Below are 26543 nucleotides of genomic sequence, written 5' to 3' on the forward strand. Positions count from 1 at the left end.
GCGCGGGACGCCGCCGTAGCGGTGACGCGGGGTGAGGGGGTGCGCACTCGTCTCCGTGGCGGAGGGGGCGCGGAAGGGAAAGTCCACAAGATGCGGTGTGAGAGGGAATCGGGAGGATAGACGAGACAGCGGTGCTTAGGAATCAGGCACGCGATGACCCCTGGTCGCGTGTGCGCGGATTCCGCCGCTCTTTCGCGCGTCTGGACAGCGTCATCCCCTGACCAGCGTTGACAGGAGCGACGTGGTGACTACGACCACTCCCCACCGGCAGGAACCGGAGCGCGTCGGCGGCTCCGGCGGCACGTGCGGCTTCACGCTTCTGCGACGGCTTCCCCCCGGCCCCGAGCGGGAGCGCCAGCGTGCCCGCCTCGTCGAGACCTGGCTCCCCATGGCGCACCGCATCGCCGGGCGCTACCGGGGACGCGGCGAGAACCTGGAGGACCTGTGCCAGGTCGCCGCGCTCGGTCTGCTCAAGGCCGTCGACCGCTTCGACCCCGAGGTGTCCGAAGCCTTCGAGACCTACGCGGTGCCCACCATCCAGGGCGAGCTCAAGCGGCACTTCCGCGACAACACCTGGGGCGTGCACGTACCGCGCCGCGTGCAGGAACTCCGCAACGCCGTCCGCACGGCACTCCAGGAACTCGCCCCGCGCACCGCGCCCCGCACCCCCACCGTCGCCGAACTCGCCCAAGGCGCGAAGCTCAGCGAGGAGGAAGTGCGCCAGGGGCTCGAAGCCCTCGACAGCTACCGCCCCGTCTCGCTCGACGGGCCTCCCCTGCCCGAGGGCGAGCACCCGCTGCGCGACCGCCTCGGCGTGGACGATCCCGCCTACGCGATCGTCGTCGACCGCGAGTCGGTGCGTCCCGCGCTCGCCGCGCTCCCCGAACGCGAGCGGTACATCCTCTACCTGCGGTTCTTCCACGCGCGCACCCAGCGCGCCATCGCCGCCGAACTCGGGCTCTCGCAGATGCACGTCTCCCGGCTGATCACGCAGGCGTGTGCGCAGGTCAAGCACCGCGTGGAGGCGCGCCCACCGCGTGAGGCCCTCGCCGGGAGCGGTCCCGCCTGAAGTCCCAAGGGGCCGGCACGGGGGAGGCCCCGCTCCGGGTCGCGCGCGACGGGCACCCACCCGGGGCCATCACTCGAACGGGTCACGCAGGCGTGAAGAGGGTCTCCCGACGGGCGATCCCGGGCGAGGACGCCGGTCCGATCGGCGTTCCCGTCGGCGTGCCCCTCCCGTACCCGTGCCGCCGGGCACCGTGCGAGGGTGGAAGGACAGGACCTCAGCACCCGGCCGGTCCCGGCGGCACGCCGGAGCCCGGCGGGAGGGAGAGCCACCATGGCAGAGCACGTGCCCTTCGACGTGCAGTCGCTCCTCCTGGAGACCGACACGCTCGACGCCTTCCTCGCCGAAGTCACCGCCGAGGCCCGGCGGCGCACCCCCGGCGCGGACGGCTGCGGCATCACCCTGGAACGCGACGGGCGCCCCTTCACCGTCGCGAGCGCGGGCGCGAGCGCCCCTCCGCTCGACGACAAGCAGTACGACATCGACGACGGCCCGTGCCTCCAGGCCCTGCGGAACGACAAGGAAGTGCACGTCACCGACATGCGCGCCGAGAAACGCTGGGGGGGCTACCCGCCCTTCGCCGCCGCGCACGGCACGCTCTCCTCGCTCTCCTTGCCGCTGCGCGAGCGGGACGGCATGGCCGGAGCGCTCAACCTCTACGCCCCGGCCCCCGACGCCTTCTCCGCCAAGGACATCGACTCGCTGAGGCTCCTCGCCGCCCAGGCCGCGGGGGGACTCGTCCTCGCGGTCCGCCTCTTCGACGCCCAGCGGTTCGCCGCCGACCTCCAGGCGGCGCTGCGCTCACGTACCGTCATCGACCAGGCCATGGGCGTGATCATGGGGCAGCAACGCTGCACCGCGGAAGAGGCGTTCGCCTACCTCCGCCTGGCCTCGCAGAACCGCAACGTCAAGCTGCGTGACCTGTGCGCGCGCCTCGTCGAGAGCGTCTCGGGCACCCCTCCGCAAGAAGGCGCCTGGAACCCCCGCACCTGACGTGCCGCCCGTGCGGCGCGGAGCGGGGGCGAACGGCAGGGCCCGGCGCGCGGGGGAGCGCCCGATACCTTAGGGTGTTCCACGGGTCCAGCAGCGTGGCCTGTCGCTTCACGCTGCTCAGGAGATGTATCCGTGGCCCCCAGTCCCTTCACGCTGTCCCGTACCACCCGGTCGTGGCCCTCCGCCGAGGTGACGACGGTGCGTCTCACCGGACAGCTGGACGAGGAGGCGTGGCCCGCGTTCATCCGCTGCCTGGAAGAAGCCGGTGCCGCCTCGGCCGGGCCCTACATCGCGCTCGAACTCGGCCTCGACGCCCAGCTCTCGGACACCGCCGCCCAGCGGCTCGTCCGCCTCGTCCTCGACGGCGGCCGGTCCACGGGTGCCGGACGCCTCCAGCCCCTCGTCCTCACCGGCGCGTGGAGCGCGACGGGCGAGGAGGGGACGAGGCCGTCCGGCCAGAGCGCGGCGGCCGAACTGCGTGATCTACGCGCGAATCTGCGCACCCGCCCGCTCATCGCCCAGACGCAGGGCATCCTCCAGGAACGCTACGGACTCCCCGACGCCGACACGGCATTCGACCTGCTGCGCGCCAGCTCACAGCGGCACAACGTCAAGCTCCGCACCCTCGCCTCCGTCTTCCTGAGCGCGCCCCGGCCCGCCGAGAACAGCGCGCAGTGGTTTCCCGGCCGCACCCGGACCCCCGCGCCGCCCCTCGCCTTCGCCCCGGGGCTGCGCCGCAGCCGGGTGCCGCGCAGCGCCTTCGCGGAGGCCCTGCTCCGGGCCGGGCTGCGCTGCGTCCACGGCGAGAGCGGACTGCTGCACGTCGTCGACCCGCTCATCGGCCTCCAGTACGAGGCCCAGCAGGGCCTCCCGGACGCGCTCCTCGACCACCTCACGCGCGCCCCGGACGGCGCCGACCGGAGGCCCGCGACGGACGCGCTGCGTTCGGGCACCCGTGTCGCGCTCGTGGACGGGCTCGCCGACGAGCGTCTCGACGAGGAGACCCGGCGGGCGTTCGGCGCGGCGGGCATCGGCCGGGCCTGGTACCTGCCGCTGCCCTCGCTCAGCGGCGAGGGCGCGGGCGTCCTGACGGTGTACGGGGCCACGGGCGGCGCCGAGCCGACGGACATCGAGTGGAAGGCCCTGGACCTCCTGCTCGCGCAGGCGGGCGAGTGGCTCGACTGGCACCGCCGCACGGTGGTGCTCGACGCCTTGGAGTACCTGCACGCACGGGCGCGCGTGGCCGCCGGACAGGCACGCGGGTGAGGGCTTCCCCGCTCTGTTCGTAGCCGACGGCGGCGCGGGCGACCGGCCGCTCAGCCCACGTAGCGGCGTGCCGTCCCGGCGCGCTGCGCCGCTTCGAGGGCGACGAGGCGGGCCTCCAGCCAGGCCGGGACGGGGGAGCGCCGGCGCAGGACCCACGGCAGGCCCGCGAGGGCCTGGGCGAAGGCGCGGGCGGTGGCGCGGTCGTGCGGAGCCGTGCGGGCCAGGTGGAGGGTGCGGCGCAGGGCGGAGCGGGCGGGACGGCGCAGCCACGTGAACCACAGGGTGTTGCGCAGGCCGAGGACGCGCCGTCCGGTGCTGTCGCGGACCGTCGAAGGAGCGTGGTGCACCGTCAGTTCCGGACTGTAAGCGAGCCACCAGCCCGCGCGCTGGAGGTCCACGGCGAGAAGTTCCTCCTCGCCGCCCAGCCACAGCCCCGGGTGGAAGCCGCCCGCTGCGGTGAAGGCGTCGCGGCGCAGCACGGTCGCGGCGGCGAGGAAGGAACCGAGCGCGGGCCCCGGCAGCCACGCCGGGCCGCTGAGCGGCGAGTCGCGCAGCTCAGCGACCACCGGGTCCTCCGCGCCGCCCGGTTCCACGACGATCCGCGCGGTCACCGCGGCGAGGCGCGGGGCCGCGTCGAGCAGTTCGGCGGCGCGCGCGAGGGAGCCGGGCTCCCACCACGTGTCGTCGTCGCACAGGGCGAGGTAGGGCGTACGGGCGTAGCGCGCCGCGATATTGCGGGCCACCGCGCCGTGGTTGCGGTCCAGGCGCAGCAGCCGCATCTCGGGGAAGCGCGCGGCGACCGCGTCCGCGCTGCCGTCCCGCGAGGCGTTGTCCGCGACGACGACCGGAGGGCGCTCGGGCAGCGCGCGCAACTTCTCCAGCGTGCGCAGGAGTTCGGGGCGCCGGTTGTGCGTGATGACGAGGACCGTGACGGCGGGCCGCGCGGGGCTCATCGCGTGACCTCCGTAGGGATCGCGGAAGCGGGTGGCGGCGTGCCGGTGTCGAGCCGGCGTACGGCGCGCTCGGTACCGGGCGGGAGCGGGGAGCGGTGGCGCAGGAGCGCGCGGGGGAGCCGGTCGAGGGTGCCCGCGAGCGCGGCCGCCGCGCCGGGCTCGCCGCGCAGCGCGTCGGCGGCGCAGGCGAGGGTGCGGCGCGCGGCGAGCGGCAGCGGGCGGCGCAGCCAGTCGGTCAGCAGGGCGTTGCGGCGGACCAAGGCGGCGCGCCCGGGGCGCGGGGCCCCGTCGGGCGCGTGCCGGGCGACGACCTCGGGCACGTAGGCGACGCCATGGCCCCGCGCGGACAGGTCGAGTGCGAGGAGCGTCTCCTCGGCGCCGAAGAAGAGCAGCGGGTGGAAGCCCCCCGCGGTGAGGAAGGCCGAGCGGCGTGTGACGGCCGCGCAGCCGAGGAAGCCGAGCACGGGGCGCCCCGGAAGCCGCGGGTCCAGGGGCTGCGGGGACGCGGCGAGGACCGCGTTGAGCGGGTCCTCGGTCGTCCCCGAGGCGCCGACGAGGGTGCGGGCGGCGAGCAGCCCCAGCGCCGGGTGCCTATCGAGCAGCGCCGCCGCGCGCGTGAGCGCGCCGGGCTCCCACCACGAGTCGTCGTCGCTGAAGGCCACATAGGGCGTACGGGCGTGGCGGGCCGCCAGCGTGCGGCCCACCGCTCCCGTGTTGCGCCCGGGGCGCAGCACGTGCGGGGCGCTCGGGTGGGACAGGAGGGCGTGTGCCGCGGCGGGATCGGTGCCGTTGTCCACGACGACGACGGGCGGGCGCTCGGGGAGCGCGGCGAGCCGGTCGAGGGTGCGCAGCGCGCTGTCGGGCCGGCCTCGCGTGATCATCGCGACGGTCACGCGGGAGGCGGAGGGGTCAGCCACGGCGGTCACGCTCCGATGGCGCCGCGAGCCGGTTGCGCACGGCGGTGAGGACCTCGGGCACCGTCAGGCACAGCAGCTGCCGGTCGGGCACCGGTCCGTTCGCGTCGCCCGGCGGCCCCGTGTGCCACAGCGCCGCGTGCCGGGGGTCCTCGGGCGGGCCCCAGCGCCAGGGCGGGACCGGGCCGAAGAGGGTCACCGAAGGCGTGGCACACGCGACGGCGAGGTGCGCGGGCCCGGTGTCGGAGCTGAGCAGCAGGGCGGCGTCGGAGAGGAGCGCGGCGAAGGCGCCGAAGGGGAGGGTGCCGGGGAAGAGGTCGTCGTCGCTCAGTCCGGTCGCCCGGCCGAGATCTGTGACGAGGTCCTTCTCGCCGGGCCCGCCCGTGAGCACGACCCGCCTGCCCTCCGCGCGCAGCGCCCGGATCACCTCCGCGTACCGCTCCCGAGGCCACTCGCGCGCCGGGGAGTTCGCGCCGGGGTGCACGACGACGGCGCCGGGGGCGGGCGAGGGCACGGTGGGCGGGGCGAGGAGCACGTCGCCGGGGTCGGCGGGGATGCCGTACGCGGTCAGGAGCCGGCACCACAGGACCCGCTCGTGGTCCCCGGCGCGCGGCCGGGGCGCCGGGGGGTGCGGTGCCGTGTACGAGAGGAGCCGCGCGGGGGAGAGGGCCGCGAGGGCGCGGTGGCTCTCGGGGCCCGTGCCGTGCAGGTCCACGGCGAGCGCGGGCGGCGGACCCGGCCAGTGCCGCAGATCCGGTACGCCGCGCCCCGGTGCCTCGGCGGGAAACAGCTCGTCGACCGCGCCGCTCGCGTGCGCCGCCTCGCGCAGCGCCGCGGGCGCGGCCAGGACCAGCCGGTGCCCCGGGAACGCACGCCGCAGGGCGCGCAGCGCGCAGACCCCGGCGAGCAGGTCACCGAGACCGAGGGCGCGCAGGACCAGCACGGTGGGCGCCGGGGAACGGGGGGACATGGGCGGCTCCGGGGGTCAGCGCGGGGAACGGGTCGCCGCGCGGTGGGCGAGGGCTGTCGTGGAGTGACCCGCGAGGTAGGGGACGAGGACCACCTGGCCGCCCCAGCTCTCCACGAGATCCGCCTCCGGCAGCCCGTCGCGCGTGTAGTCGGCGCCCTTCGCCCACACGTCGGGCCGCAGCGCGCGCAGCACCCGCTCCGGGGTCTCCTCGTCGAAGACGAGGACCGCGTCCACGCAGCCGAGCGCGGCGAGCAGCCGGGCGCGGTCGTGGGCGGGGACGAGCGGGCGCCCCGGCCCCTTGCCGCGCCGTACCGAGGCGTCGGAGTTGAGACACACGACGAGGCAGTCCCCGGCGGCGCGGGCCGCTTCGAGGAGGGCGACGTGTCCCGCGTGCAGGAGGTCGAAGCAGCCGCCCGTCGCCACGACACGCCCGCCGTTCGCCCGTACCCGGGCGACGACCTCGAAGGGGTCCTCGGGGGAGTCGCCGGGAAGGGCACCCCCCGGCGATGACGAGCCGGGCGAGGAGGACGGGTCCGCTCCCGCCCGTACCGAAGCCGCCCCGCCGTCGGCGACGAAGCGTGCCGCCGCGTCGACCGCGCCCACGACCGCCTCCTCGGTGAGCGCGCCCTCGGCGAGGAGCGCGGCGGCCGCGGCGGCGAAGCGGTCGCCCGCGCCGCAGGGATCGCCGGGCGCGGTGAAGGGTGTCGGGACGAAGAGGGGCGCCTCGCCGTGGCTCAGGAGTGCCCCGCGCGCGCCGAGCGTGACACACACGGAGGCCGCCCCCCACTCCCGTACGAGCGACCGCGCGGCCCCCGCCGCGAGGGCGAGCGCGTCGTCGGTGCCCCCCTCGGTGGCGGCCCAGCGGGCCGCCTCCGCGAGGGAGGGCGTGACGAGCCGGACGCCTGGGACGGGGGCCTCGCCGCGCGGGTGCGGGTCCCAGACGAGCAAGCCTCGCCCGGCCGCGTCGGTGAGGGGCGCGCGCAGCACGTCGGCCGTGCCGCGCCCGTAGTCGGAGACGAGGATCGTGCCCGCGCGGGCGACCGCCTCGCGGGCGGCGCGGCTCGGGCCCGCCGCGCGTCCCTCGCCCTCGTCGAGCCGCAGCAGGCTCTGCCCGCCGCCGCGCACCCGGGTCTTGCGCGAGAGCGTGCCGCGCAGCGGGAGCTGCACGAGGTCCACCTCGCCTTCCAGGAGCCGCCGGAGTTCGGCGCTCGCCGGGTCCTCGCCCAGCGCCGTGACGAAGGTGACCGGGTGTCCGGAGCGGGCGGCGAGCAGCGCGGCGAGCGCGGCGCCGCCGGGGCGCGTACGGCGGTGCGCGTCGTGCACGACGGGGACGGGCGCGTCGGGGGCGAGTCGCGCGACCTCGCCGTCCAGGTCGCAGTCGAGCAGCGCGTCGCCGATGACGAGCAGCGGGGCCCTCATGCCGTGTCCCCTTCCGTGCCCGGCCCGGTGAGGCCGTCCCCCGCCGTCAGCCCCTCCACCGCGACGTCCCCCGCCGTCGTCCGCGCGGTGAGCGGCGCTTCCAGTTCCTCCGCGGCGAGCGCCGCGTCGAACGCCTCGCACAGCATGTGCACGGCGACGAGGTGGAGTTCCTGGACCGTCGCGGCGACGGGCGCCTCCACGCACAGCGCCGCGTCGCTCGCCGGGGCGAGCGGGTTGGGCGCGGGACCGGTGAGCGACCACACGGTCAGGCCCAGCGCGCGGGCCTCCTCGGCGGCCGTCAGGAGGTTGGCGCTCGCGCCGCTCGTCGAGAGCAGCATGAGGACGTCGTCGGCGCGGCCGTGCGCACGCACCTGCCGGGCGAAGACGGCCTCCACTCCGTAGTCGTTCGCGATCGCGGTCGTCGAGGAGGTGTCGGCGTGCAGGGCAAGCGCCGAGTACGCCGGACGGTCCTCGCGGTAGCGGCCGACGAGTTCGGCGGTGAGGTGCTGGGCCTGCGCCGCCGAGCCGCCGTTGCCGGCGACGAGGAGCCGCGCGCCCGCGCCGAGACGGCGGGCGAGGTCGCGGCCCCAGGCGTCGAGCAGCGCGGACTCCGCGCGGAAACGGCCGAGGGCCTCATGCAGCGCATCGCAGTGGGCGCTGCCGGTGCCGGGCCCGGAAGCGGGGGGCACGGAGGCGGGCGTGAAGTACGTCATCGTGCGGCCTCCGGTACGGGAGTGGGCTGGTGCAGGGCCGACGCGTAGACCTCGCGCACGCCGGCGGCCACGCGGTCCCACGTGTAGGTGTCGAGGGCGCGTCGCCGTCCCGCCGCGCCGAGCCGGGGCAGCCGCCCGGGCTCCGCGAGCAGGTCGCGCACCGCGCGCACCAGGTGCGGATCGCCTCCGAGGCCCCCGTGCGCGGCGGTCGGGGGAACGTGCGCGCCCGTCACGCCATCGCGCACGGTGTCGAGCTGGCCGCCCACGGCCGTCGCCACGACCGGGGTACCGCAGGCCATCGCCTCGATGGGGACGATGCCGAAGGGCTCGTACACCGGGAGCGACAGGACGAGGTCGGCGCGCGAGAGCAGCGCGGGCATCTCGGCGTGGCGCACTCCGCCGAGGAGCGTCACGCGGTCGGTCACGCCGCACTCGGCGGCGATCTTGCGCAGCCGTACGGCCTCCGGCTCGCCGCCGAGCCGGTCGGCGGGCGGGCCGCCCGCGATGAGCAGCCGCACCTCGGGGAGTTCGCGCAGCGCGCGGATCGCGCGGTCGAAGCCCTTGCGCGGGACGAGCCTGCCCACGGCGAGCAGCGTCGGGGGACGCCCCGGCCGCGCGGTGTCCTCGGGACGCGGCGCGAAGTGCTCGGTGTCCACGCCGCACGGGACGACCGCGATCCGCTCGGCGGGCAGCCCCATCGCGCGCAGTTCGCGCACCTCGTCGGCGCACGTCGCGAGGAGCCGGTGGGCCAGCCGCCCGACCCTCGTCTCGATGGCGACGCGCGAGGACGGGCTCGTGTCGGCGGTGCCCTGGTGGCGCCGCTTGACGGTGCCGAGCGCGTGGTAGGTGTGCACGACGGGCACCCCGAGCGTGCGGGTCGCCGCGAGGGCGGCGAGCCCGGACATCCAGAAGTGCGTGTGCACGAGATCGGGCGGCGCCAGCAGGAAGTCCTGGTGCAGGCGGGCGGCGAAGGCCGGGATGTGCGGGAGGAGTTCGTCCTTCGGGACGACACGGGACGGGCCCGCGTCGACGTGCGCGACCCGTACTCCGCCCCCGGTCGTGACGACGGCAGGGAGCGCGGGGTCGTCACGGCGCGTGTACACGGTGACCTCGTGCCCCTCGCGCGCCAGTCGCTCGGCGAGCCGTGCCACGTACACGTTCTGGCCGCCCGCGTCGGCCCCGCCGAGCGCGGCGAGCGGGCTGGCGTGCTCGGACACCATGGCGATCCGCCGGGGGGCGGGAGTGCGTCGCCTCATCGCACGACCTCTTTCATGAGCTGGTCCCAATCGGTCAGGAAGCGCCGCAACCCGTACCGTTCACGGACGGCGTCCCGCGCGGCGGCACCCGCTTCGCGGGCGTGCTCCTGGTCCGCGAGCAGCCGCCGGACGGCCGCGCGCAGCACTTCGGGCCGGTTCGACACGGTGCCCGCGCCCGGCGGCACCGCCTCGCGTGCCTCCGTCGTGTCCAGAGCCACGACGGGCATCCCGAGGAACATCGCCTCCAGGAGCGAGAGCCCGAGCGAGGTCCAGCGCACCGGGTGCAGGTAGAGGCGGCGCAGCGCCATCGCCGCGTGCAGCCCTCCCTGCGGCAGCTCGCGCACGCGCAGCCGCTCGCCGGGGAGGCCGAGGTGGGCGGGGAGGTGGCTCGTGCCCATGCCGAAGACGTCGAGCGGCACCTCTGCGGCGAGGGCGGGCAGCAGGTCGGTCCCGGTCGTGCGACCGCGCCGCACGGGCTCGTTGACCACGACCGCGGCCCGCTCGATCCCGCCGGTCCACAGCTGCCCCGGGTCCACGATGCCGTGTTCGACGACGGTCGTCGGGGCGCGCCCGCAGTCCCACATGAGCCGGTTGAAGTGCGTGACGTGCACCACCGGGATGTCGTCGCGCCCGGCGAGCGGGTGCCGGGTGTGCTCGGCGGGGCCGTCGGGCGCGTTGTGCTCGACGTAGACGGCCGGTACGTCCCGGCCGGGGCGGCGGCCCGTCCACCGCTCGGCGAGCGCGACTTCGCGCGGACGCTGGAGCACGACGAGGTCGATCGGCGTTGCGCGCAGTGCGCCCGGCGTCACCTCCCGCGCCGTGGCCGGCCAGTCCCACGTGCGGGCGCGGCCGAGACCGTCCGCGTCGCGCTCCGGGGTCACGGGGAGCAGGTAGGTGTGCGGGCCCTGGAGGAAGGCGGTGAGCCAGGAGCCGTGGACGTGCCAGACGAGGATGTTCACGCCGCCTCCTTGAGCAGCTTGCCGACGGCGGCCACCACGTCGTGCGCGGTGACGCTCTCCAGACAGGGGTGTCCGGGGACGGGGCAGGTCCGCGCCCGGGTCTCGGCACACCGTTCGCGCTGGTCGCCGAGGAGCACCGAGGGCACCCCGTAGGGGGCCCAGCGCCCTGCGGGCACGACGGGCGAGTACAGGGAGACGATGGGCGTGCCGACCGCCGCGGCGAGGTGCGCGGGCCCGGTGTTGCCGCACACCACGGCGTCCGCGTGCGCGAGGACCGAGGCGAGGGTGCGCGGCTCGGTGCGCCCGCCGAGGTCCACGGCGATCCCGGCGCTCACGCGGCGGGTCAGCGCCCGCTCGTCCGGGCCGCCGGTCACGACGACGCGGTGCCCCGCGTCGGCGAGCGCCGCGACGGCCTCCGTGCAGCGCTCCGGGCTCCAGGCCCGGGCCGGGGCGCTCGCCCCCGGATGCACGACGACGTACGGGCCGTTGCCGGTGAGCGCGGCCGTGTCGGGCGCGGGCAGCACGCGCAGCCTGCCGTCGTCACCGGGGCGCGGGGCGAAACCGCTCGCGACCGCGATGTCCAGCGCGGCCTCCGCCTCGTGCCTGCCCGGCAGCCGCCGATGCCGTACGTCGACGAGCGAGCCGGGTGCGTCGGTGCTCGCCGCGCCGATGTGCCGCACGCCCGCGAGGCGCAGCAGGAGCGCGGCGGGCAACGGGCTCTGGTGGAACGAGGTGAGCACGACAGCCGCGTCGAAGGCGCCCTGGCGCAGCCGCGCGACGATCCCCGCGACGTCCTCCGGGTCGACGGCGGGAGGCGCGACCCCCTCCCAGGGCGCCTCCCACTCCAGCACCTCGTCGACGCCGGGCAGCAGGCGCGCCGCCGGGGCGCCGCGCGGCCCGCACCAGAACGTGACGTGCGCGGAACCGGCCGCCACGGCCCGCACCGCCGGGCCCGCGAGGAGCACGTCTCCGAAACTGTCGAGCCGCACCACGACGCTCCGCGTCATCCCCGCTCACCTCCCCACGGCGCCGCACGCGGCGCCAGCAGGGCCCACACCGCCGCGGCGGGATCGGGGAAGCACCAGCGCGCCGCCGCGATCTCCGCCTCGCGGGTCGCCGCGTTCGGCACGAGCACCCCGGTCGCTCCCGCCGCCTCCGCCGCCTCGACGTCCGCCCCGATGTCCCCGACGACGGCGCAGGCGCGGACGCTCACACCCAGCCGCCGCGCGGCGGCGAGCACGAGTCCCGGGCGCGGCTTGCGGCACCCGCAGCCCCCGCCCGGCGCGTGCGGGCAGTACGCCCACACGCCGAGCCCGCCGAGCAGCGCGTCCGCGCGCGCGTTGACCGCCTGTACCTGCGCGTGGGTCAGGAGCCCGCGCGCGACACCCGACTGATTGCTCACGACCCCCGTGAGCACGCCCTCGGCGCGCAGCAGCCGCACGGCCTCGACCGCGCCCGGCAGCGGACGCACCCGCGCGGGGTCGCCGTTGTAGGGCACGTCCTCGACGAGAGTGCCGTCGCGGTCGAAGAGCACCGCCGCGAGCCAGGGCCGCCCGGTCATGCCGCCACCTCCCCGGTCCACGGCCCGGCCGCGCGGTGCCGGACACGGCCGGCGAGCCGGTGTCCGACGGCCAGCGGCGGGATGACGGCGCTCGTCGCGAGCATCGTCACGACCTCCGTACGGCCGAGCGGTCCGGGCCGCAGCCGCGCCCACGCGAACTCCGCTGTGCCCAGCGCCCACACCGCCGCCGCGCCGGCCGCCGCGCGGCGTCGCCCCGCGAGCGCGAGCAGCGGCGCGGCGAGCGCGGCACCGCTCACCGCGACGTGCCGCCGCAGCCGCCCACGCGGCGCCGCCGCCCGCTCCCACCAGTCGCCGCCGTGCAGCCGCACCATGAGCGCGTCGTCCGCGTTGCCGCGCTGCGCGCGCACCGACACCCACCGGTCGGCGGGCCGTACCGGGTGCAGCGTCCGCCTGCGCCCGCGCCGCAGCTCCCAGCCCGCCGCGGCCACCCGCAGCGCGAGATCGGCGTCCTCGCGGAAGGCGCGCGGGAACCGTTCGTCGAAACCTCCCACCGCGCGCAGCGCCTCCGCCCGGTAGGCCATGTCGGCCGTCGCCCACGCCGCGTCCTCCAGCCCCGCCGTACCGCGCTCCCAATCGGTCGGGGCCCGGTCGGCGGGCAGCGGCACGCGCAGGACGCCCTGGACGCCGCCCGTGTCAGGACCCGCCTGCGCCAGATCCTCGGCGAGCAGCCCGGCCCACTCGGCGCCGACCCGCACGTCGTCGTCGAGGAAGACGACCCAGGGCGCGCCGGTCGCGGCGAAGCCCGTGTTGCGCGCGGCGGCGGGACCGCGCCCGCCCGAGCGCAGCACCGTGACCGCCCGGCCGGCCACCTCGGGAACGTCGAGCGAGGGGGGATCGCCGGGACGGTCGTCCACGACGACGACCTGCGCGGGGGCGGGCCCGGCGCTCGCGTCGAGCGCCGCGAGACAGTCACGCAGGCAGGGCCGCCCGATCGTCGGGACGACGACGGCGTACGAGGGGTGCGTGCCCCCGTGCCCTCTCGGCGCGTCCGCCCGCGCGCCGAGCGCCTCCGCCCCGAGCGCCCCGCTCCCGGCCGCCGCCGCGCCGGCCCCCGGCCGCCCGCCCACACGGCCCGCCCCGTTCCCGGCTCCATGGGCGCGAGTCATGCGAACACCCCCGCCCGCCGCACCGCGAAGGGCCCGAGCGCGAGCAGGTCCACGGGCGCGGAGCCGAAGCACTCCAGCGCGTCGCGCGGATCGTCGACCATCGGGCGGCCCGCCGTGTTGAGGCTCGTGTTGACGACGACGGGGAGCCCCGTGCGCCGCTCGAACGCCGCGAGGACGCGCGCCATGAGCGGCTCGTCCGCCGCGTCCACCGTCTGCACCCGCGCCGTTCCGTCCACGTGCACCACGGCGGGGATCCGCGCCCGCCACTCCTCGGCGACATCGTGGACGAAGAGCATGTACGGGCTGGGCAGCGGCCCGCCCGAGAAGATCTCGCCCGCGCGCTCGGCCCGCACCATCGGCGCGACCGGCCGGAACTCCTCGCGCCCCTTCACGGCGTTGAGCCGCTCCAGGTTCTCCGCGCGCCCCGGGTGGGCGAGCAGGGAGCGGTGCCCGAGCGCGCGCGGCCCGTACTCGGAGCGCCCCTGGAACCACGCGACGACCCCGTCGGCCGCGAGCACACCGGCGACCGCCTCGGCGATGTCGGCCGGCTCCTCGTACGGCACGGCCGCGTTCTCCAGCCACGCCCGCAGTTCCTCGTCGCTCCACCCGCGACCGAGCGCGGCCGTGCCCATCGGCTTCACCGGCCCCCGCTCGCGCGCCACGTGCAGCGCGGCGCCGAGCGCCGTCCCCGCGTCCCCCGCCGCGGGCTGCACCCACAGCTCCGAGAACGGCGAGTCGCGGTACAGCCGGGAATTGGCCACGCAGTTGAGCGCGACACCGCCCGCCATCGTGAGCACGTCGGCGCCCGTGCGGGCGTGCAGGTCGCGGGCGAGCGCGAGCTGGGTCTCCTCCAGGACGCGCTGGGCGCTCGCGGCGAGGTCCGCGTGCGCGGGCAGCCACGGAGTACCCGGCGCGCGCGGCGCGGTGAACTCCGCCCAGGGCACGGGCCGCGCCCTGAAGTCCCCGTCACCGAGCGGCCCCACGTACGCGCCCAGCTCCTCGGCGAAGCGCGGGCTCCCGTAGGAGGCGAGTGCCATGACCTTGAACTCGTCGCTGCTGCGCAGGAAGCCGAGGTGCTGCGTGAGGTCCTCGTAGAAGAGGCCGAGCGAGTCCGGAAGGTCCCGCGTCGCGAGCACCTCCAGCTCCCCGTCCCTGTAGTGGCCCGCGAGGTGGGCCCCGCACTCGCCGCGCCCGTCCAGGACGAGCACCGCGTTGTCCGGGTGTGGGCCCGCGAGCCCCGCCGAGGCCGCGTGCGCGACGTGGTGCGGCACGAAGCGCACCTGTTCCGGGTCGAGCCCCGGCAACGCCTCGGCGAGGAAGCCGGGCGCCTGGCGCGCGTAGTCCTGCCGCAGCCAGTCGTACGGGTCGTGCAGTCCCAGCTCCTCGGCCGGGCGCGCGAGCGCCGGGTCGTAGGCGTAGGCGACGGCGTCGAGGTCGCGCGGAGTGAGCCCCGCCCTTTCCAGGCACCAGCGGGCCGAGAGCTCGGGCAGTTCCCACGCCGAGAACGGCAGCGGCCGCTTGCCGTGCTTGCGGCGGCTGAACCGCTCCTCCTCCGCCGCCGCCACGACGACGCCGTCGATCACGAGGGCCGCGGCGGGATCGTGGAAGAGGGCGTTGATGCCGAGTACGCGCATGGGGACTCCGAGCGAAGGGGGGTGAGTGCCCCCTGCCGAGTGGCGGCGGGGACTCCGGGGGGTTGTCGGCCGGCCTGGCGGCCGGGGGAGGGGGAGGGGAGCGGTACGGGAGGTCAGCCGGTGGCGACGACCGCCGAGATGGTCCGCTTGAGCCCTTCCTCCCAGTCCACGGAGGGCTGCCAGCGGAGCAGTTCGCGCGCGAGCGTGGTGTCGGGCCTGCGCCGCGCGGGATCGTCCACGGGGCGCTCGACGAAGGTGATTCGCGAGGTGGAACCGGTGAGCTGGAGAATCTTCTCGGCGATCTCCAGGACGCTCACCTCCTCCCCGCCGCCGATGTTCACGGGCCGCACCGCGCGGCTCGCCGCGACCAGGAGCACTCCGTCCAGCGTGTCGTCGACGAAGCACAGCGAGCGCGTCTGCGTACCGTCCCCCGCGACGGTCAGCGGTTCCCCGGCGAGCGCCTGCGCGATGAACGTGGGCACGACCCGTCCGTCGTGACCGCGCATCCGCGGCCCGTACGTGTTGAAGAGCCGCACGATGCCCGTGTCCGTGCCGTGCGTCGCGGCGTGCGCCGTGACGAGGGCCTCGGCGAACCGCTTCGACTCGTCGTAGACGCTGCGCGGGCCCACCGGGTTGACGTTGCCCCAGTAGTCCTCCCGCTGCGGGTGCACGAGCGGGTCCCCGTACACCTCCGACGTCGAGGCGAGCACGAAGCGCGCGCCGTCCCGGGCCGCGAGATCGAGCGCGTGCCGAGTGCCCGCGCTGCCCACCTCCAGGGTTTCGAGCGGGTGGCGCAGGTAGTCGGCGGGCGAGGCGGGGCACGCGAAGTGCAGGACGAGGTCGTAGGGGCCGGCGAGCCGCTCCACGCACTCCGCCCGCGACACATCGCACTCCACGAAACGGAAGCCCGCCCGTTGCTCCAGGTGGGCGATGTTCTCGCGGCTGCCGGAGAGGAGGTTGTCGGCACAGTCGACGAGGAGGCCCGCGTCCAGCAGGCGTTCGCACAGGTGCGAGCCGAGAAAGCCGGCACCACCGGTCACGACCGCACGCCGCCAGTCGCCTCGGGCCGGTGTCGAGGACATCGCGCCCCCCTTTCTGAGGGTTCTGGCTCTGACCACCCGGTGGGTGTCCCGGCCACACGCCTTGGCATGTGGGGATCTTCCGTGGGGAAGTCCGGGGATGCGCGAGAGCCGATCGCGCACCACCACCGCCCGTGAGCGGATGCCACCTCGTCCACCATGCGCCGACGACGGCTCGCCCGCACCATGAGAGGAGCCGTGCCCCGTACCCGCTGCCCGGGGCCGCAGGCGCGCGCCCGCCGCCCGGGCCCCGCCGCTGCCCCGCCCTCACAGACCCGGACAGGTGCCCGTGGACACTCCCGACCGCCTCGTCGCGGCGCTCCGCGCCCACCCCGAAGGCCCCGGCACGGTGCTGCTCACCGGCTGGTTCAGCTTCCTGGACGGTGAGGCCACGGCCGGTGACCTGCTCGCCCGTACCGCTGTCGCCCGCGCGCTCGACAGGGCGCGGATCGCACACGACACGGCGTGGAGCGCGGGCTTCGCACCCGGCGCGCGCACGCTCGACGAGGCGGACCCGGCGGCGTACCGCCACGTCGTCTTCGTGTGCGGTCCCCTGCACGGTCCGCAGGTCCTCGGCCTGCACCGCCGCTACGCGCACTGCGTCCGCATCGCCGTCAACGTCAGCGTCATCGATCCCGGCGCCCCCGCCACCACGGGCTTCCACCTCGTCCTCGCCCGCGACGGCGGCACCGGCCCGCCCCGCCCCGACCTCGCCGCTCTGGCCCCCGCCGGGCCGCCCCCACCGCTCGTCGCCGTCGTGCTCACGGGGGGCCAGGGGGAGTACGGGGAGCAACGCGGCCACGCCGGCGTGAGCGCGGCGCTCACCGGCTGGCTCGGCGCGAAGGACTGCGCGCGCCTGCCCGCCGACACGCGGCTCGCGCACGACGACTGGCGGCTGTGCGCGAGCCCGGAGCAGTTCCTCGCCCTCGTGGGACGCTGCGACCTCGTCGTCACGACCCGGCTGCACGGACTCGTCCTCGCGTTGCGCTCCGGAGTGCCCGCGCTCGCCGTGGACCCGGTGCGCGGCGGCGGGGCGAAGCTCAGCGCCCAGGCGCGCGCCTTGCGCTGGCCCGCGCTCGTACCCGCCGAGGAGGCCCGCCCCGACGTGCTCGACCGCTGGTGGGACTGGTGCCTCGACGGGCGCGGGCGCGCGGCGGCCCGGCGCCGCGCCGCGCTCCAGGCCCGCGCCCGCGCGGCTCAGCTCGCCGGGTAGGGGTGGTCGCGCAGCAGCCCGGCCAGGTGGTGCGCGTTGACCGCGAGCGTGCGCGTCGTGGAGGCCACCGACTCGGGGGTCTCCGCCAAGTCCTGGTAGTCGGTGCCGTGCTGCGCCTCGCCCACCCAGTAGGTCACGGCGCCCGGCGGCAGCGAGAAGCCCACGTCGTCGAGCGCCTGGAACAGGTCCGCGCTCACCTTGTGGGCCCCGTCCTCGTTGCCGACGACGGCGACGAGACCCACCTTCCCGTACGTGAGCAGCCGCCCCTCCTCGTCGCTCTCGGACAGTTCCGCGTCCAGGCGCTCCAGGACCCGCTGGCACAGGCTGGAGGGGTGCCCGAGCCAGATCGGCGTCGCGAGCAGCAGGATGTCCGCGCCGAGCACCTTCTCGCGCAGCGCCGGCCACGCGTCCCCCTCACCCATGTCCAGGCCCACCCCGGGCCGCACGTCGTGATCGGCGACCCGCACCACCTCCGTCTCCACGCCGAGCCGCTTCAGCTCCGCCATCACCTGCTCGGCGAGCAGGTGACTGCTGGAGCGCTTCGGGGACGGGTTGAGAGTGCAGACGAGACCGAGCGCGCGCATGGATTGCTCCCTGGGACGGTGGTGGTACGGGCACGGAAGCCCGAAGGGGAAGGGAAGGCCGTACGGGAAGGAAAGGCCGTACGCGCCTGAGTAACCCGGCGGCCCGGCCGACGCGCGCCACCGCGCCGGTCCGTAACCCGCCCGGCCCGGAATCCGCCACCCTTTCTTTTGCATGGCCCGACCGCGCGGGGGCACACTCGGACGTGAGGTCAGGCAGCGGCCGTAACAGGAACACCCGTTCACGGAGGAGTTCCATGAGGACGATCATGCCCGCTGACACCACCCCCACCGACGCCGTGCTCGTCGTGCCCTTCGACGGCCTCGTCGACCTCGACAACGAGGAGGAGACCGAGACCGCGCTGTTCAGGACGCTCGACCGCGTCGCGGCGCGCCTCGTGGTGGTGCACATACGGTCGCGGATCGTCACCCCGCAGGCCCTGCGCGTCCTGCTGCGCGCCCGCACCCGTGCGGGCGAGCGCGGCACCGTGCTCTGCGTCGCCGCGCCCTTCCCGGTCGCCCGTCGCGTCCTGCACCTCACCGGGCTCGCCCGTCGGCTGCGCCTCGCCGCGACCGTGACGGGAGCCGTGCGCCGCGCCTCGGGAGGCGGTGCCTGCGCGCACCTCGCGACGCTGCCGGCGCAGCGCGCGGGCGAGGAGAAGGGTTCCGCGAGCCGCCGCGGCGGGCGGCGCACCCCGCGCTCGAACCCGAACTGAACCGCTGGACCACCCCCACGCAGAGACACCGAAAGGCACCACCATGCCCGAAGGCAGCTCGCGCGAGCCCCGCGCCCCCGAACCCGAGTTCCCGCAGCAGTCGCAGGAGCACCCGGGCCGCACCGACGAAATGGACCCGCCGCCCGACCACGGCGAGCACTCCTACCGCGGCAGCGGCCTCCTCACCGACCGCAAGACCCTCGTGACCGGCGGCGACTCGGGGATCGGCCGCGCCGTCGCGCTCGCCTTCGCCCGCGAGGGAGCCGATGTGCTCTTCACGCACCTCCCGGAGGAGGGCGAGGAGGCCGCGCGGACGGCGCACCTCGTCAAGGAAGCGGGCCGTACCGCGATCCCCGTGCCCTGCGACATCCGCGACGAGGAGCAGTGCGTCCGCCTCGTGGAGCGCGCCCGCGACGAGTTCGGGCACCTCGACGTACTCGTCAACAACGCCGCGTACCAGATGGCGCAGTCCGAGAGCATCGAGGGGATCAGCACCGAGCAGTTCGACCGCGTGCTGCGCACCAACCTCTACGGCATGTTCTGGATCACCAAGAACGCGCTGCCGCTGCTCCCCGAGGGCGGTGTCGTCCTCAACACGACGTCCGTGCAGGCGTACCAGCCGAGCCCGCACCTGCTCGACTACGCCATGACGAAGGCCGCGATCGTCAACTTCACCCAGAACCTCGCCCAGTTCCTCGCGGAGCGCCGCATCCGCGTCAACGCGGTCGCCCCCGGCCCGGTGTGGACGCCGCTCATCCCCTCGACGCTCCCCGACACCGCGAGCTTCGGCGAGCAGTCCCCGCTCGGCCGCCCCGCGCAGCCCGCCGAAATCGCCCCCGCCTACGTCTTCCTCGCCTCGCCGCAGGCGCGCTACATCACCGGCGAGATCCTCAACGCGACCGGGGGGACGCCTCTGCCCTGAGCACGGACACCCCCTTCCCGCACCCTCCGAGGAGAAGAGAACCCCATGCGCGCACTCACCTGGCAAGGCCGCCGCGACGTGTCCGTCGAGACCGTCCCCGACCCGGAGATCACCCAGCCGGACGACATCGTCATCCGCGTCACCTCGACCGGCATCTGCGGCTCCGACCTGCACCTGTACGAAGTTCTCGGCCCCTTCCTCGCGCCCGGCGACATCCTGGGCCACGAGCCGATGGGCATCGTCGAGGAGGTCGGCCCCGGTGTCACGGAGGTCGCGCCCGGGGACCGCGTCGTGATCCCGTTCAACGTCTCGTGCGGTACGTGCTTCATGTGCCGCCAGGGACTCCACTCGCAGTGCGAGACGACGCAGGTGCACGAGTACGGGACCGGCGCCTCGCTCTTCGGCTACACGAAGCTGTACGGGCAGGTGCCCGGCGGTCAGGCCGAGTACCTGCGCGTGCCCTTCGGCAACACACTGCCGGTCAAGGTGCCGCACGGCCCGCCCGACGACCGCTTCGTCTACCTCTCCGATGTCCTGCCGACCGCCTGGCAGGCCGTCGCCTACGCGGACGTCCCGCGCGGCGGCTCCGTCCTCGTGCTCGGCCTCGGACCCATCGGCGACATGGCGACCCGCGTCGCACAGCACCAGGGAGCCGGTCTCGTCATCGGCGTCGACCTCGTGCCCGAACGCCTCGCGCGCGCGTCGGGGCACGGGGTGCACGCGCTCGACCTGCGCGACCACGAGAAGGACCTCGCCGAAGCGGTGCGCGAGCTGACCGGCGGGCGCGGCCCGGACGCCGTGATCGACGCGGTCGGCATGGAGGCGCACGGGAACCCGGTGCCGAAGGCGGCCCAGTGGGCGACCGCGCTGCTGCCCGACGCCGTCGCCGAGCCGTTCATGGAGAAGGCGGGCGTCGACCGTCTCGCGGCGCTCTACTCGGCGATCGACCTCGTGCGGCGCGGCGGCACGGTCTCCCTGTCGGGCGTCTACGGCGGCGCCAAGGACCCGCTGCCGATGCTCCAGATGTTCGACAAGCAACTCCAGTTCCGCATGGGGCAGGCGAACGTCTGGCGCTGGGTCCCCGACATCCTTCCGCTGCTCACCGACGAGGACCCCCTCGGCGTCGACACCTTCGCGACCCACCACCTCCCGCTGGAGCAGGCTCCCGCCGCGTACGCCACCTTCCAGGCCAAGGAGGACGGCATGATCAAGACGCTCCTGCGGCCGTGAGCACACCGTCTCCCGGCCGGTCCCCGGCTCCTGCACTGGACGTGCGTGGGCCGGGGCCGGTGCGGCGGGAGATATCGCCCGTGCTGCGGTACCTCGTGCGGGGGTGAAGGCCGTCCTCGGCTATGACGGCCCGAGCGATCGCGGGCGCCGCGCCCGCTCCGGTCGCCCGGCCCGCCGCTCACTCCGGCCACCCCGCCGCTCCGCACGAGCCGTAACCTGGAGCGCATGTCAGCCATCCGTCTCCTCGTGCTGGGCGCCGTGCGCCGCCATGGGCGGGCCCACGGCTACCAGGTGCGCAACGACCTGGAGTACTGGGGCGCCCACGAGTGGTCCAGCGCCAAGCCCGGGTCGATCTACCACGCCCTGAAGCAACTGGCCAAGCAGGGGCTGCTCCACGCGCACGAGAGCGCCCCCTCCACGGCGGGCGGTCCGCCGAGGACCGAGTACGAGATGACGGCGGAGGGCACGGAGGAGTACTTCCGGCTGCTCCGCGAGTCGTTGACCGCGTACGACCAGAAGCCGGACGTGCTCGCGGCGGCGCTCGGCTTCCTCGTCGACCTGGAGCGTGCCGAGGCGCTGGACCTGTTGCGCGAGCGGGTGCGGGCCATCCGGGAGTGGCGGCAGACCGTCACCGAGTACTACGCGCCGCAGGACGGCGCCGGGCAGTTCGGGCACATCGGTGAGCTCATGAACCTCTGGGTGCACTCGGCGGACGCGGGTGCCGAGTGGACGGACGGGCTGATCCGGCGCCTGGAGGAGGGGGCGTACACCTTCGCCGACGAGGGCGACCCGTTCGCCGGGGTGCGGGCGGTGCTCGCAGACGGCGAGCCGAACCCGTACGCGACCGGGGAGCGACACCCGCAGGACGAGCGCTGACGGGCGAGCGTCGGCGCACCCGCAGGACGGGCGTCGGCGCGTCTACGGGACAAGCGTCCGCGCACCCGCGTGAAAAGCCAAGGACGCACGAGGCTCGCTTTAGTCAAGTTTGACTAATGAGCGGAACGGGTCTAGCTTGCGCCAATCCGGTCGGCGGAGACCGGTCCCGCTCGTCGGCCCGCCTGGACCGGCCGACCGGTGACGGGGCGTAGGGAACAGGGGGATCACGATGTGGACTGCGCGTGAGCATGACGGGTGGCTGGCCCGGTACGCGGTCGCCTTCGAACCGGCCGATCCCCCGCGCAGCGGGCGCCTGGCGTTCTGGGACCCGGACGGCGGAGACCCGCCCGCGCGCCCCGGCGCCGACGTGGCGCGGGCCGGGCTCGTCACCGTGGGAGGACGGCGCACGGTCCCCGTGCTGTGGCTGTCCGTCGACGAGGCGCTGCCGGTCCTCGCGCTCGCCCGCCGCCGGTACGGGGACGAGGAGATTCACGACGCGGCGGCCTTCTGGGGCGCCGCCACCGCCCTCGCGCTCCACCTGGCCGCGCGCGAACGACTCCTGCCCGGTGTCTCGGACGGCGACCACGACGCCTGGCGGGTCGGCCCGCTCGAACCGGCGGACATGACGCGCCTGCGCGAACTCGCGGCCGCCGCACCACCGGAGGCCCTGGCGATCCCCGACCCGGGCGGCGAGCTCCTGCCTCCCGCCGACCGCGTGCTGCGCGCCTTCCTGGACGCCGTCGCCGACACCCTGCCGCGCACCGCCGCCGCCGAAGCGGCCACAGGCCGGGCGGCGTTCGCCGCGCGGGCGCCCCAGCACGTGCCGGGACTGCGCGCCTGGGCCGAGGAGATCGCGGTCGGCGTGGACACGGGCGTACGGATCTCGCTCTCCGTGCGGGCGGTCGACGGCGCGGACGGTACGACGGCACTACGGCTCGTCCCCCTCGTGTCCGATCTCGCGGACCGGACCGTCGAAGTGACCGCGGAGGACCTCTTCGACGGCGTCGCGCACCGGCTCGGCCCGCGCGCCCAGGCCGACACCGTCCGCGCCGTGCGCCGCGCGGCCGGCGTGTGGGCACCGCTCGCCCGGCTGCTGCCGGTGCCCCGCCGCATCGACCTCACCGACGAGGAGTTCGGCGAGCTGCTCGGGGGAGCGGAGGCCCGGCTGCGGGCGCACGGTGTCCCCGTGCGCTGGCCTGCCGGGACGGGCGGGCGGCTGACCGCGCGGCCCGTCGTGGGCCGGGACCGCACTCCGCCGGCCGACCTGCGCGCCTTCCTCGGCGAGGACGGCACCGTGGACCTGTGCTGGCAGCTCATGCTCGACGGCGATCCGCTCACCGACGAGGAGTCGGCGGCCGTCGCCGGGGCGGAACGGCCGGTGGTACGGGTGCGCGGTGACCAGGTGTTCATCGGCCCCGAGCTCGCCCGGAAGGCGCGGGAGCGCGCGCTGCCGCCGCTCACCGCCGTGCAGGCACTGGCGGTCGCGCTCACCGGGTACGCCGAGATCGGCGGCAGGCAGGAGGCCGTCGCCGACGGGCCCTGGCTCAGCGCCCTGCGCACGCTGCTGACCGCCCCCACGGACGACAGCGCCGTCGGGCAGCCCGCGGCGCTCGCGGCGCGCCTGCGCGCGTACCAGCTGCGCGGGCTCGACTGGCTGGCGCGGATGACCTCGCTCGGTCTCGGCGGCTGCCTCGCCGACGACATGGGCCTCGGCAAGACGGTCCAGCTCATCGCGCTCCACCTCCACCGCCAGGAGCACGAAGGCACCCGCGGGCCGACCCTCGTGGTGTGCCCCGCGTCGTTGCTCGGCAACTGGGAGCGGGAAGTCCGCAGGTTCGCCCCCGGCACCGCCGTGCGCCGCTTCCACGGCGCCGGACGCAGCGTCGAAGGAGCGGACGACGGCTTCGTCCTGACCACGTACGGGACCATGCGTCTCGACGCGGAGCGGCTGGGCGCCCACCGCTGGGGGCTGCTCGTCGCCGACGAGGCCCAGCACGTGAAGAACGCCTCGTCCGCCACGGCCAGGGCGCTGCGCCTGATCCCCGCCGCCGCGCGGGTCGCGCTCACCGGGACGCCCGTGGAGAACGGGCTCTCCGAGCTGTGGGCGCTCCTCGACTGGACCTCGCCGGGCCTGCTCGGCACCTCCGCCCACTTCCGGCGCCGCTGGATCGCCCCGATTGAGGCCGAGCGTTCCGCCTCGCCCGCCGGTGAGGGACCTGGCCCCACCACCGAACGGCTCGCCGGTCTCGTCCGGCCCTTCCTCCTGCGCCGCCGCAAGTCCGACCCCGGCGTGGCCCCCGAACTGCCGCCCAAGACCGAGACGGACCACCCCGTGGCGCTGACGGCCGAACAGACGGCCCTCTACGAGGAGCAGGTGCGCGCCACGATGGCCGAGATCCGGACGGCCAAGGGGATCGCCCGCAGCGGTCTCGTCCTCCGGCTGCTCACGGGACTCAAGCAGATCTGCAACCACCCCGCCCAGTTCCTCAAGGAGAACGAACCGAGGCTGCCCGGACGCTCCGGCAAACTGGCCCTGCTCGACGAACTGCTCGACACGATCCTGGCGGCGGACGGCGCGGTGCTGGTCTTCACCCAGTATGTCGCCATGGCCAGGCTCCTCGAACGGCACCTGGAAGAGCGGGGCGTCATGGCCCAGTTGCTGCACGGGGGCACACCGGTACCCCGGCGCGAGGAGATGGTGCGCCGCTTCCAGGAGGGCGCCGTGCCCGTCTTCCTGCTGTCACTGAAGGCGGCGGGCACCGGCCTCAACCTGACCAGGGCCGACCACGTCGTGCACTACGACCGGTGGTGGAACCCGGCCGTCGAGGCCCAGGCGACCGACCGGGCCCACCGCATCGGGCAGACGCGGCCCGTGCAGGTACACCGGCTCATCGCGGAGGGAACGGTCGAGGACCGGATCGCGGCGCTGATGGAGAGCAAGCGGGAACTGGCCGACGCGGTGCTCGGCAGTGGCGAGCGGGCGCTGGCCCGGCTCGGGAACGACGAGCTGGCGAGCCTGGTGGCGTTGAGGAGTGTGCGATGAGCGACGGACACGAGGACCTGGCACAGGGTTTCGCCGCTTTCCCCGCCCGCCAGAGCGGCCCGGTCCGCGGCCGGTCCTGGTGGGCCAGGACCTGGATGGCGGCGGTCGAGGACGGCTGGCCCGTCGGCGCGTCGCTCAAGAAGGGGCGGGCGGTCGCCCGCTCGGGCCGCCTCGGCCCCCTGACGGTCGGTCCGGGCCACATCGCGGCCCAGGTGTACGAGGACGCGGACGAGCCGTACACCGTGGCCCTCACGCTCCCCGAACCGGACGACGAGCGCTGGGACGCCCTGTGGGAGCGGGTCGCCGACCGCCCGGCGGAGACGGCGGCGCTGCTCGCGGGGGAGGTGCCGCCCGATCTCCTGGAGGCGGCGGAGGACGCCCGCCTCGGCCTGCTTCCCGGGTACGGCGAGCTGGACGCCGACTGCGGTTGCGACGCTCCGGACCACCCGTGCGCGCACGCGGTCGCGTTGGCGTGGCAGTTCTCGTGGCTGCTCGACGAGGACCCGCGGCTGCTGCTCCTCGTACGCGGCCGAGGAGGGGCGACGGCACTGGAGGAGCTGAGGAGTGTCCTCTTCCTCCGCGCGCTGACCGAGGACGGACCGGGCGACGACGTCACGGAGCAGGGCGAGAACGGCACGGAGCCGGGCGATGTCCCGGTCCCCGAGGGCACGCCGCCCGCCGAGGCGTACGCACGCCCGCGCGTCCCTCTCCCGGCGCTCCCTCCTCTGCCCGAACTCCCTGAGGAGAGCGACGCGCCGGTCACCGGCATCGAGGCGGATCCGCTGGAGCGGCTCGTGGCCGACGCCGCCGCCCGCGCCGCGGCACTCCTCGCGTACGTCCTGGGGACGGCCGCCGAACCGCCCCCGCCGCTCGATCTGTGGCAGGACACCGTACGGATCGCCGCGACCCACCCCGACCCCCGAGTTCCGGCGCGGCTGCGGGGCGCCTGCGGGCGGCCGGACGCACTGGACCGGGCGGTCGAGGCATGGCGGTGGGGCGGGGCCGAGGGGCTGAAGGTGCTCGAAGAGACCTGGCAGCCGGACGCCCCCGCCGTCGCCCGGGCACGCACGTCCCTCTCGACGGGCTGGGAGGACGAGAACCTCCCCGCCCCGGTCGTGAGCGGCAACCACTGGACACTCGCCGCACGGGGCCTGCAACTCCGCTACGGTCGCGACGCCCGCTGGTACCCCTACCGCGCCCGCTCCGGCACGTGGTGGCCCGCCGGACCCCCTGCGCACGACCCCGCCCTGGCACTCGCGGAACTGCTCGGGGACTGAGGCGGCGGCAGCGGTCGGCACGCCAATCCCCGCCGCTGTCACGCCCGCGGGAAAGCCAGGACCGGCGGGAAACGCGGCGGTGTGCGCCCCCGCAGGCGTGCGAGCATTGCTTTGAGTTCTTCCCGCATTGATCCCCGTTCGGGCAAGGAACTTTTGGACTCCGGGGCCCGTGTGCCCCCCATCAGCCATGATCCGGGGCACCGGGCTCGGAAGCACTGGGAGACCGCCGCTCCGGGGCATGGCCGTCATCTGCTCGCAGGCCGGGACACGGTGGGCACTGCGTCGCGCCGCTGAAGAAAGTGTTCGGTGGCGCGGTACGCCCCACTGGCCGTGACCGGTCTCGCGACGCGGAAGGGAGAGGCTGCACAGGAGACCCTCGTGTGCAGCCTCCAGTCCGGTTCTCGCCACCGCCGACGCAGACGTGCGAGCCGACGACGTAGCCGCTCTGTTCCGAGGCTCCGAGGCCAGGAAGGCCAGAACGGCGGCGGCTTCCTCTGGCGCCCCCATGGAGACCGTCCTTGGTGCTGAGTCCGCATTCCTTTACGTGTCGTCCAAGGCGTCGGCGGTGTCCGGCTTGCAGGGCCCAGTGGCGGACGCGGCGATCGCGCAGGCCCCCGGTGGCGTCCGGCGGATCTCGGCGCTGCCTTCCGGTGGACCTTGCCGCTCGCGGTGGCACGGCCTCCGGTGCTTCGTCAGGCGCCGGATGTGCCGAACGCCCCGGCGGGGCAAGGCCGTTGAGCCCGGCTTGGCTGACCGGATCTCCGGCAGTTTCGGC

At 75.6% G+C, this 26543-nt stretch carries 23 protein-coding genes; 10 read left to right on the forward strand and 13 right to left on the reverse strand.

Features of this window, described 5'->3' with window-relative positions; all coding sequences use genetic code 11:
* Positions 1 to 241 precede the first annotated feature (241 nt).
* From IF99_RS0111865 to IF99_RS0111875, 3 genes are all read left to right on the forward strand, one after another.
* Positions 242 to 1069, forward strand: coding sequence for a SigB/SigF/SigG family RNA polymerase sigma factor (locus tag IF99_RS0111865; protein WP_030996380.1), 828 nt, complete (start codon positions 242 to 244; stop codon positions 1067 to 1069).
* A 270-nt stretch (positions 1070 to 1339) separates the two neighbouring features.
* On the forward strand, positions 1340 to 2059 hold the full coding sequence (locus IF99_RS0111870; protein WP_030996381.1) for a GAF and ANTAR domain-containing protein: 720 nt from the start codon (positions 1340 to 1342) through the stop codon (positions 2057 to 2059).
* Positions 2060 to 2191: 132 nt separating this feature from the next.
* Complete coding sequence (locus IF99_RS0111875; protein WP_030996382.1) at positions 2192 to 3325, forward strand: ANTAR domain-containing protein; 1134 nt, start codon at positions 2192 to 2194, stop codon at positions 3323 to 3325.
* Between the two features lie 50 nt (positions 3326 to 3375).
* Here the strand turns inward: IF99_RS0111875 and IF99_RS0111880 are convergent, their stop codons facing one another.
* The 12 genes from IF99_RS0111880 to IF99_RS0111935 all read right to left on the reverse strand — a co-directional run bounded on the left by IF99_RS0111880 (position 3376) and on the right by IF99_RS0111935 (position 15913).
* A complete protein-coding gene (locus IF99_RS0111880) occupies positions 3376 to 4278 on the reverse strand; it encodes a glycosyltransferase family 2 protein (RefSeq protein ID WP_030996383.1) in 903 nt (300 codons plus the stop codon).
* Positions 4275 to 5159: a glycosyltransferase gene (locus tag IF99_RS0111885; RefSeq protein ID WP_078655062.1), complete on the reverse strand. Its 885-nt coding sequence runs from the start codon at positions 5157 to 5159 to the stop codon at positions 4275 to 4277. Before IF99_RS0111885 ends, IF99_RS0111880 begins: the two co-directional genes overlap by 4 nt.
* A 28-nt stretch (positions 5160 to 5187) precedes the next feature.
* A complete protein-coding gene (locus tag IF99_RS0111890) occupies positions 5188 to 6162 on the reverse strand; it encodes a glycosyltransferase family 9 protein (RefSeq protein ID WP_030996385.1) in 975 nt (324 codons plus the stop codon).
* Between the two features lie 15 nt (positions 6163 to 6177).
* Positions 6178 to 7581 (reverse strand): D-glycero-beta-D-manno-heptose 1-phosphate adenylyltransferase, encoded by a 1404-nt coding sequence (gene rfaE2 / locus IF99_RS0111895; protein WP_030996386.1) that lies wholly within the window; start codon positions 7579 to 7581, stop codon positions 6178 to 6180.
* Positions 7578 to 8294 carry a D-sedoheptulose-7-phosphate isomerase gene (locus tag IF99_RS0111900; protein ID WP_030996387.1) on the reverse strand — a complete coding sequence of 239 codons (717 nt, stop codon included), beginning with the start codon at positions 8292 to 8294 and terminating at the stop codon, positions 7578 to 7580. The genes rfaE2 and IF99_RS0111900 overlap by 4 nt, the downstream gene beginning before the upstream one ends.
* Entirely contained in the window at positions 8291 to 9550 is a 1260-nt protein-coding gene (locus IF99_RS0111905) for a glycosyltransferase (protein WP_030996388.1), read from the reverse strand. The genes IF99_RS0111900 and IF99_RS0111905 overlap by 4 nt, the downstream gene beginning before the upstream one ends.
* The gene (locus IF99_RS0111910; protein ID WP_030996389.1) at positions 9547 to 10509 is read right to left on the reverse strand and encodes a glycosyltransferase; all 963 of its coding nucleotides are present in this window, start codon (positions 10507 to 10509) and stop codon (positions 9547 to 9549) included. The genes IF99_RS0111905 and IF99_RS0111910 overlap by 4 nt, the downstream gene beginning before the upstream one ends.
* A complete protein-coding gene (locus tag IF99_RS0111915) occupies positions 10506 to 11516 on the reverse strand; it encodes a glycosyltransferase family 9 protein (protein WP_030996390.1) in 1011 nt (336 codons plus the stop codon). Before IF99_RS0111915 ends, IF99_RS0111910 begins: the two co-directional genes overlap by 4 nt.
* The gene (locus IF99_RS0111920; protein ID WP_030996391.1) at positions 11513 to 12070 is read right to left on the reverse strand and encodes a D-glycero-alpha-D-manno-heptose-1,7-bisphosphate 7-phosphatase; all 558 of its coding nucleotides are present in this window, start codon (positions 12068 to 12070) and stop codon (positions 11513 to 11515) included. The genes IF99_RS0111915 and IF99_RS0111920 overlap by 4 nt, the downstream gene beginning before the upstream one ends.
* On the reverse strand, positions 12067 to 13197 hold the full coding sequence (locus IF99_RS0111925; protein ID WP_030996392.1) for a glycosyltransferase family 2 protein: 1131 nt from the start codon (positions 13195 to 13197) through the stop codon (positions 12067 to 12069). Before IF99_RS0111925 ends, IF99_RS0111920 begins: the two co-directional genes overlap by 4 nt.
* Positions 13194 to 14831, reverse strand: coding sequence for a carbamoyltransferase (locus tag IF99_RS0111930; protein WP_030996393.1), 1638 nt, complete (start codon positions 14829 to 14831; stop codon positions 13194 to 13196). Before IF99_RS0111930 ends, IF99_RS0111925 begins: the two co-directional genes overlap by 4 nt.
* Before the next feature lie 113 nt (positions 14832 to 14944).
* Entirely contained in the window at positions 14945 to 15913 is a 969-nt protein-coding gene (locus tag IF99_RS0111935; protein ID WP_030996394.1) for an NAD-dependent epimerase/dehydratase family protein, read from the reverse strand.
* A gap of 286 nt (positions 15914 to 16199) precedes the next feature.
* Here IF99_RS0111935 and IF99_RS0111940 point away from each other — a divergent pair, with 286 nt between their 5' ends.
* On the forward strand, positions 16200 to 17123 hold the full coding sequence (locus tag IF99_RS0111940) for a polysaccharide pyruvyl transferase family protein (protein ID WP_030996395.1): 924 nt from the start codon (positions 16200 to 16202) through the stop codon (positions 17121 to 17123).
* Here IF99_RS0111940 and IF99_RS0111945 read toward each other — a convergent pair.
* Entirely contained in the window at positions 17108 to 17707 is a 600-nt protein-coding gene (locus IF99_RS0111945) for a flavodoxin family protein (RefSeq protein ID WP_030996396.1), read from the reverse strand. The two genes, IF99_RS0111940 and IF99_RS0111945, sit on opposite strands and share 16 nt — an antisense overlap.
* 266 nt (positions 17708 to 17973) lie before the next feature.
* On the opposite strand from IF99_RS0111945, the gene IF99_RS0111950 reads away from it, so the two are divergent.
* From IF99_RS0111950 to IF99_RS0111975, 6 genes are all read left to right on the forward strand, one after another.
* Positions 17974 to 18420, forward strand: a complete 447-nt coding sequence (locus IF99_RS0111950) for an STAS domain-containing protein (RefSeq protein ID WP_234340671.1) — start codon at positions 17974 to 17976, stop codon at positions 18418 to 18420.
* A 43-nt stretch (positions 18421 to 18463) separates the two neighbouring features.
* The gene (locus IF99_RS0111955; protein ID WP_030996398.1) at positions 18464 to 19342 is read left to right on the forward strand and encodes an SDR family oxidoreductase; all 879 of its coding nucleotides are present in this window, start codon (positions 18464 to 18466) and stop codon (positions 19340 to 19342) included.
* A gap of 45 nt (positions 19343 to 19387) precedes the next feature.
* Positions 19388 to 20572, forward strand: a complete 1185-nt coding sequence (locus IF99_RS0111960; RefSeq protein ID WP_030996399.1) for a zinc-dependent alcohol dehydrogenase — start codon at positions 19388 to 19390, stop codon at positions 20570 to 20572.
* A gap of 225 nt (positions 20573 to 20797) precedes the next feature.
* Positions 20798 to 21448: a PadR family transcriptional regulator gene (locus IF99_RS0111965; RefSeq protein ID WP_030996400.1), complete on the forward strand. Its 651-nt coding sequence runs from the start codon at positions 20798 to 20800 to the stop codon at positions 21446 to 21448.
* Positions 21449 to 21677: 229 nt separating this feature from the next.
* The gene (locus IF99_RS0111970) at positions 21678 to 24491 is read left to right on the forward strand and encodes a DEAD/DEAH box helicase (protein ID WP_030996401.1); all 2814 of its coding nucleotides are present in this window, start codon (positions 21678 to 21680) and stop codon (positions 24489 to 24491) included.
* Complete coding sequence (locus IF99_RS0111975) at positions 24488 to 25768, forward strand: hypothetical protein (protein ID WP_030996402.1); 1281 nt, start codon at positions 24488 to 24490, stop codon at positions 25766 to 25768. The genes IF99_RS0111970 and IF99_RS0111975 overlap by 4 nt, the downstream gene beginning before the upstream one ends.
* Positions 25769 to 26543 lie beyond the last annotated feature (775 nt).

The organism is Streptomyces sp. NRRL F-5630, from assembly GCF_000719475.1.
Classification (GTDB): domain Bacteria; phylum Actinomycetota; class Actinomycetes; order Streptomycetales; family Streptomycetaceae; genus Streptomyces.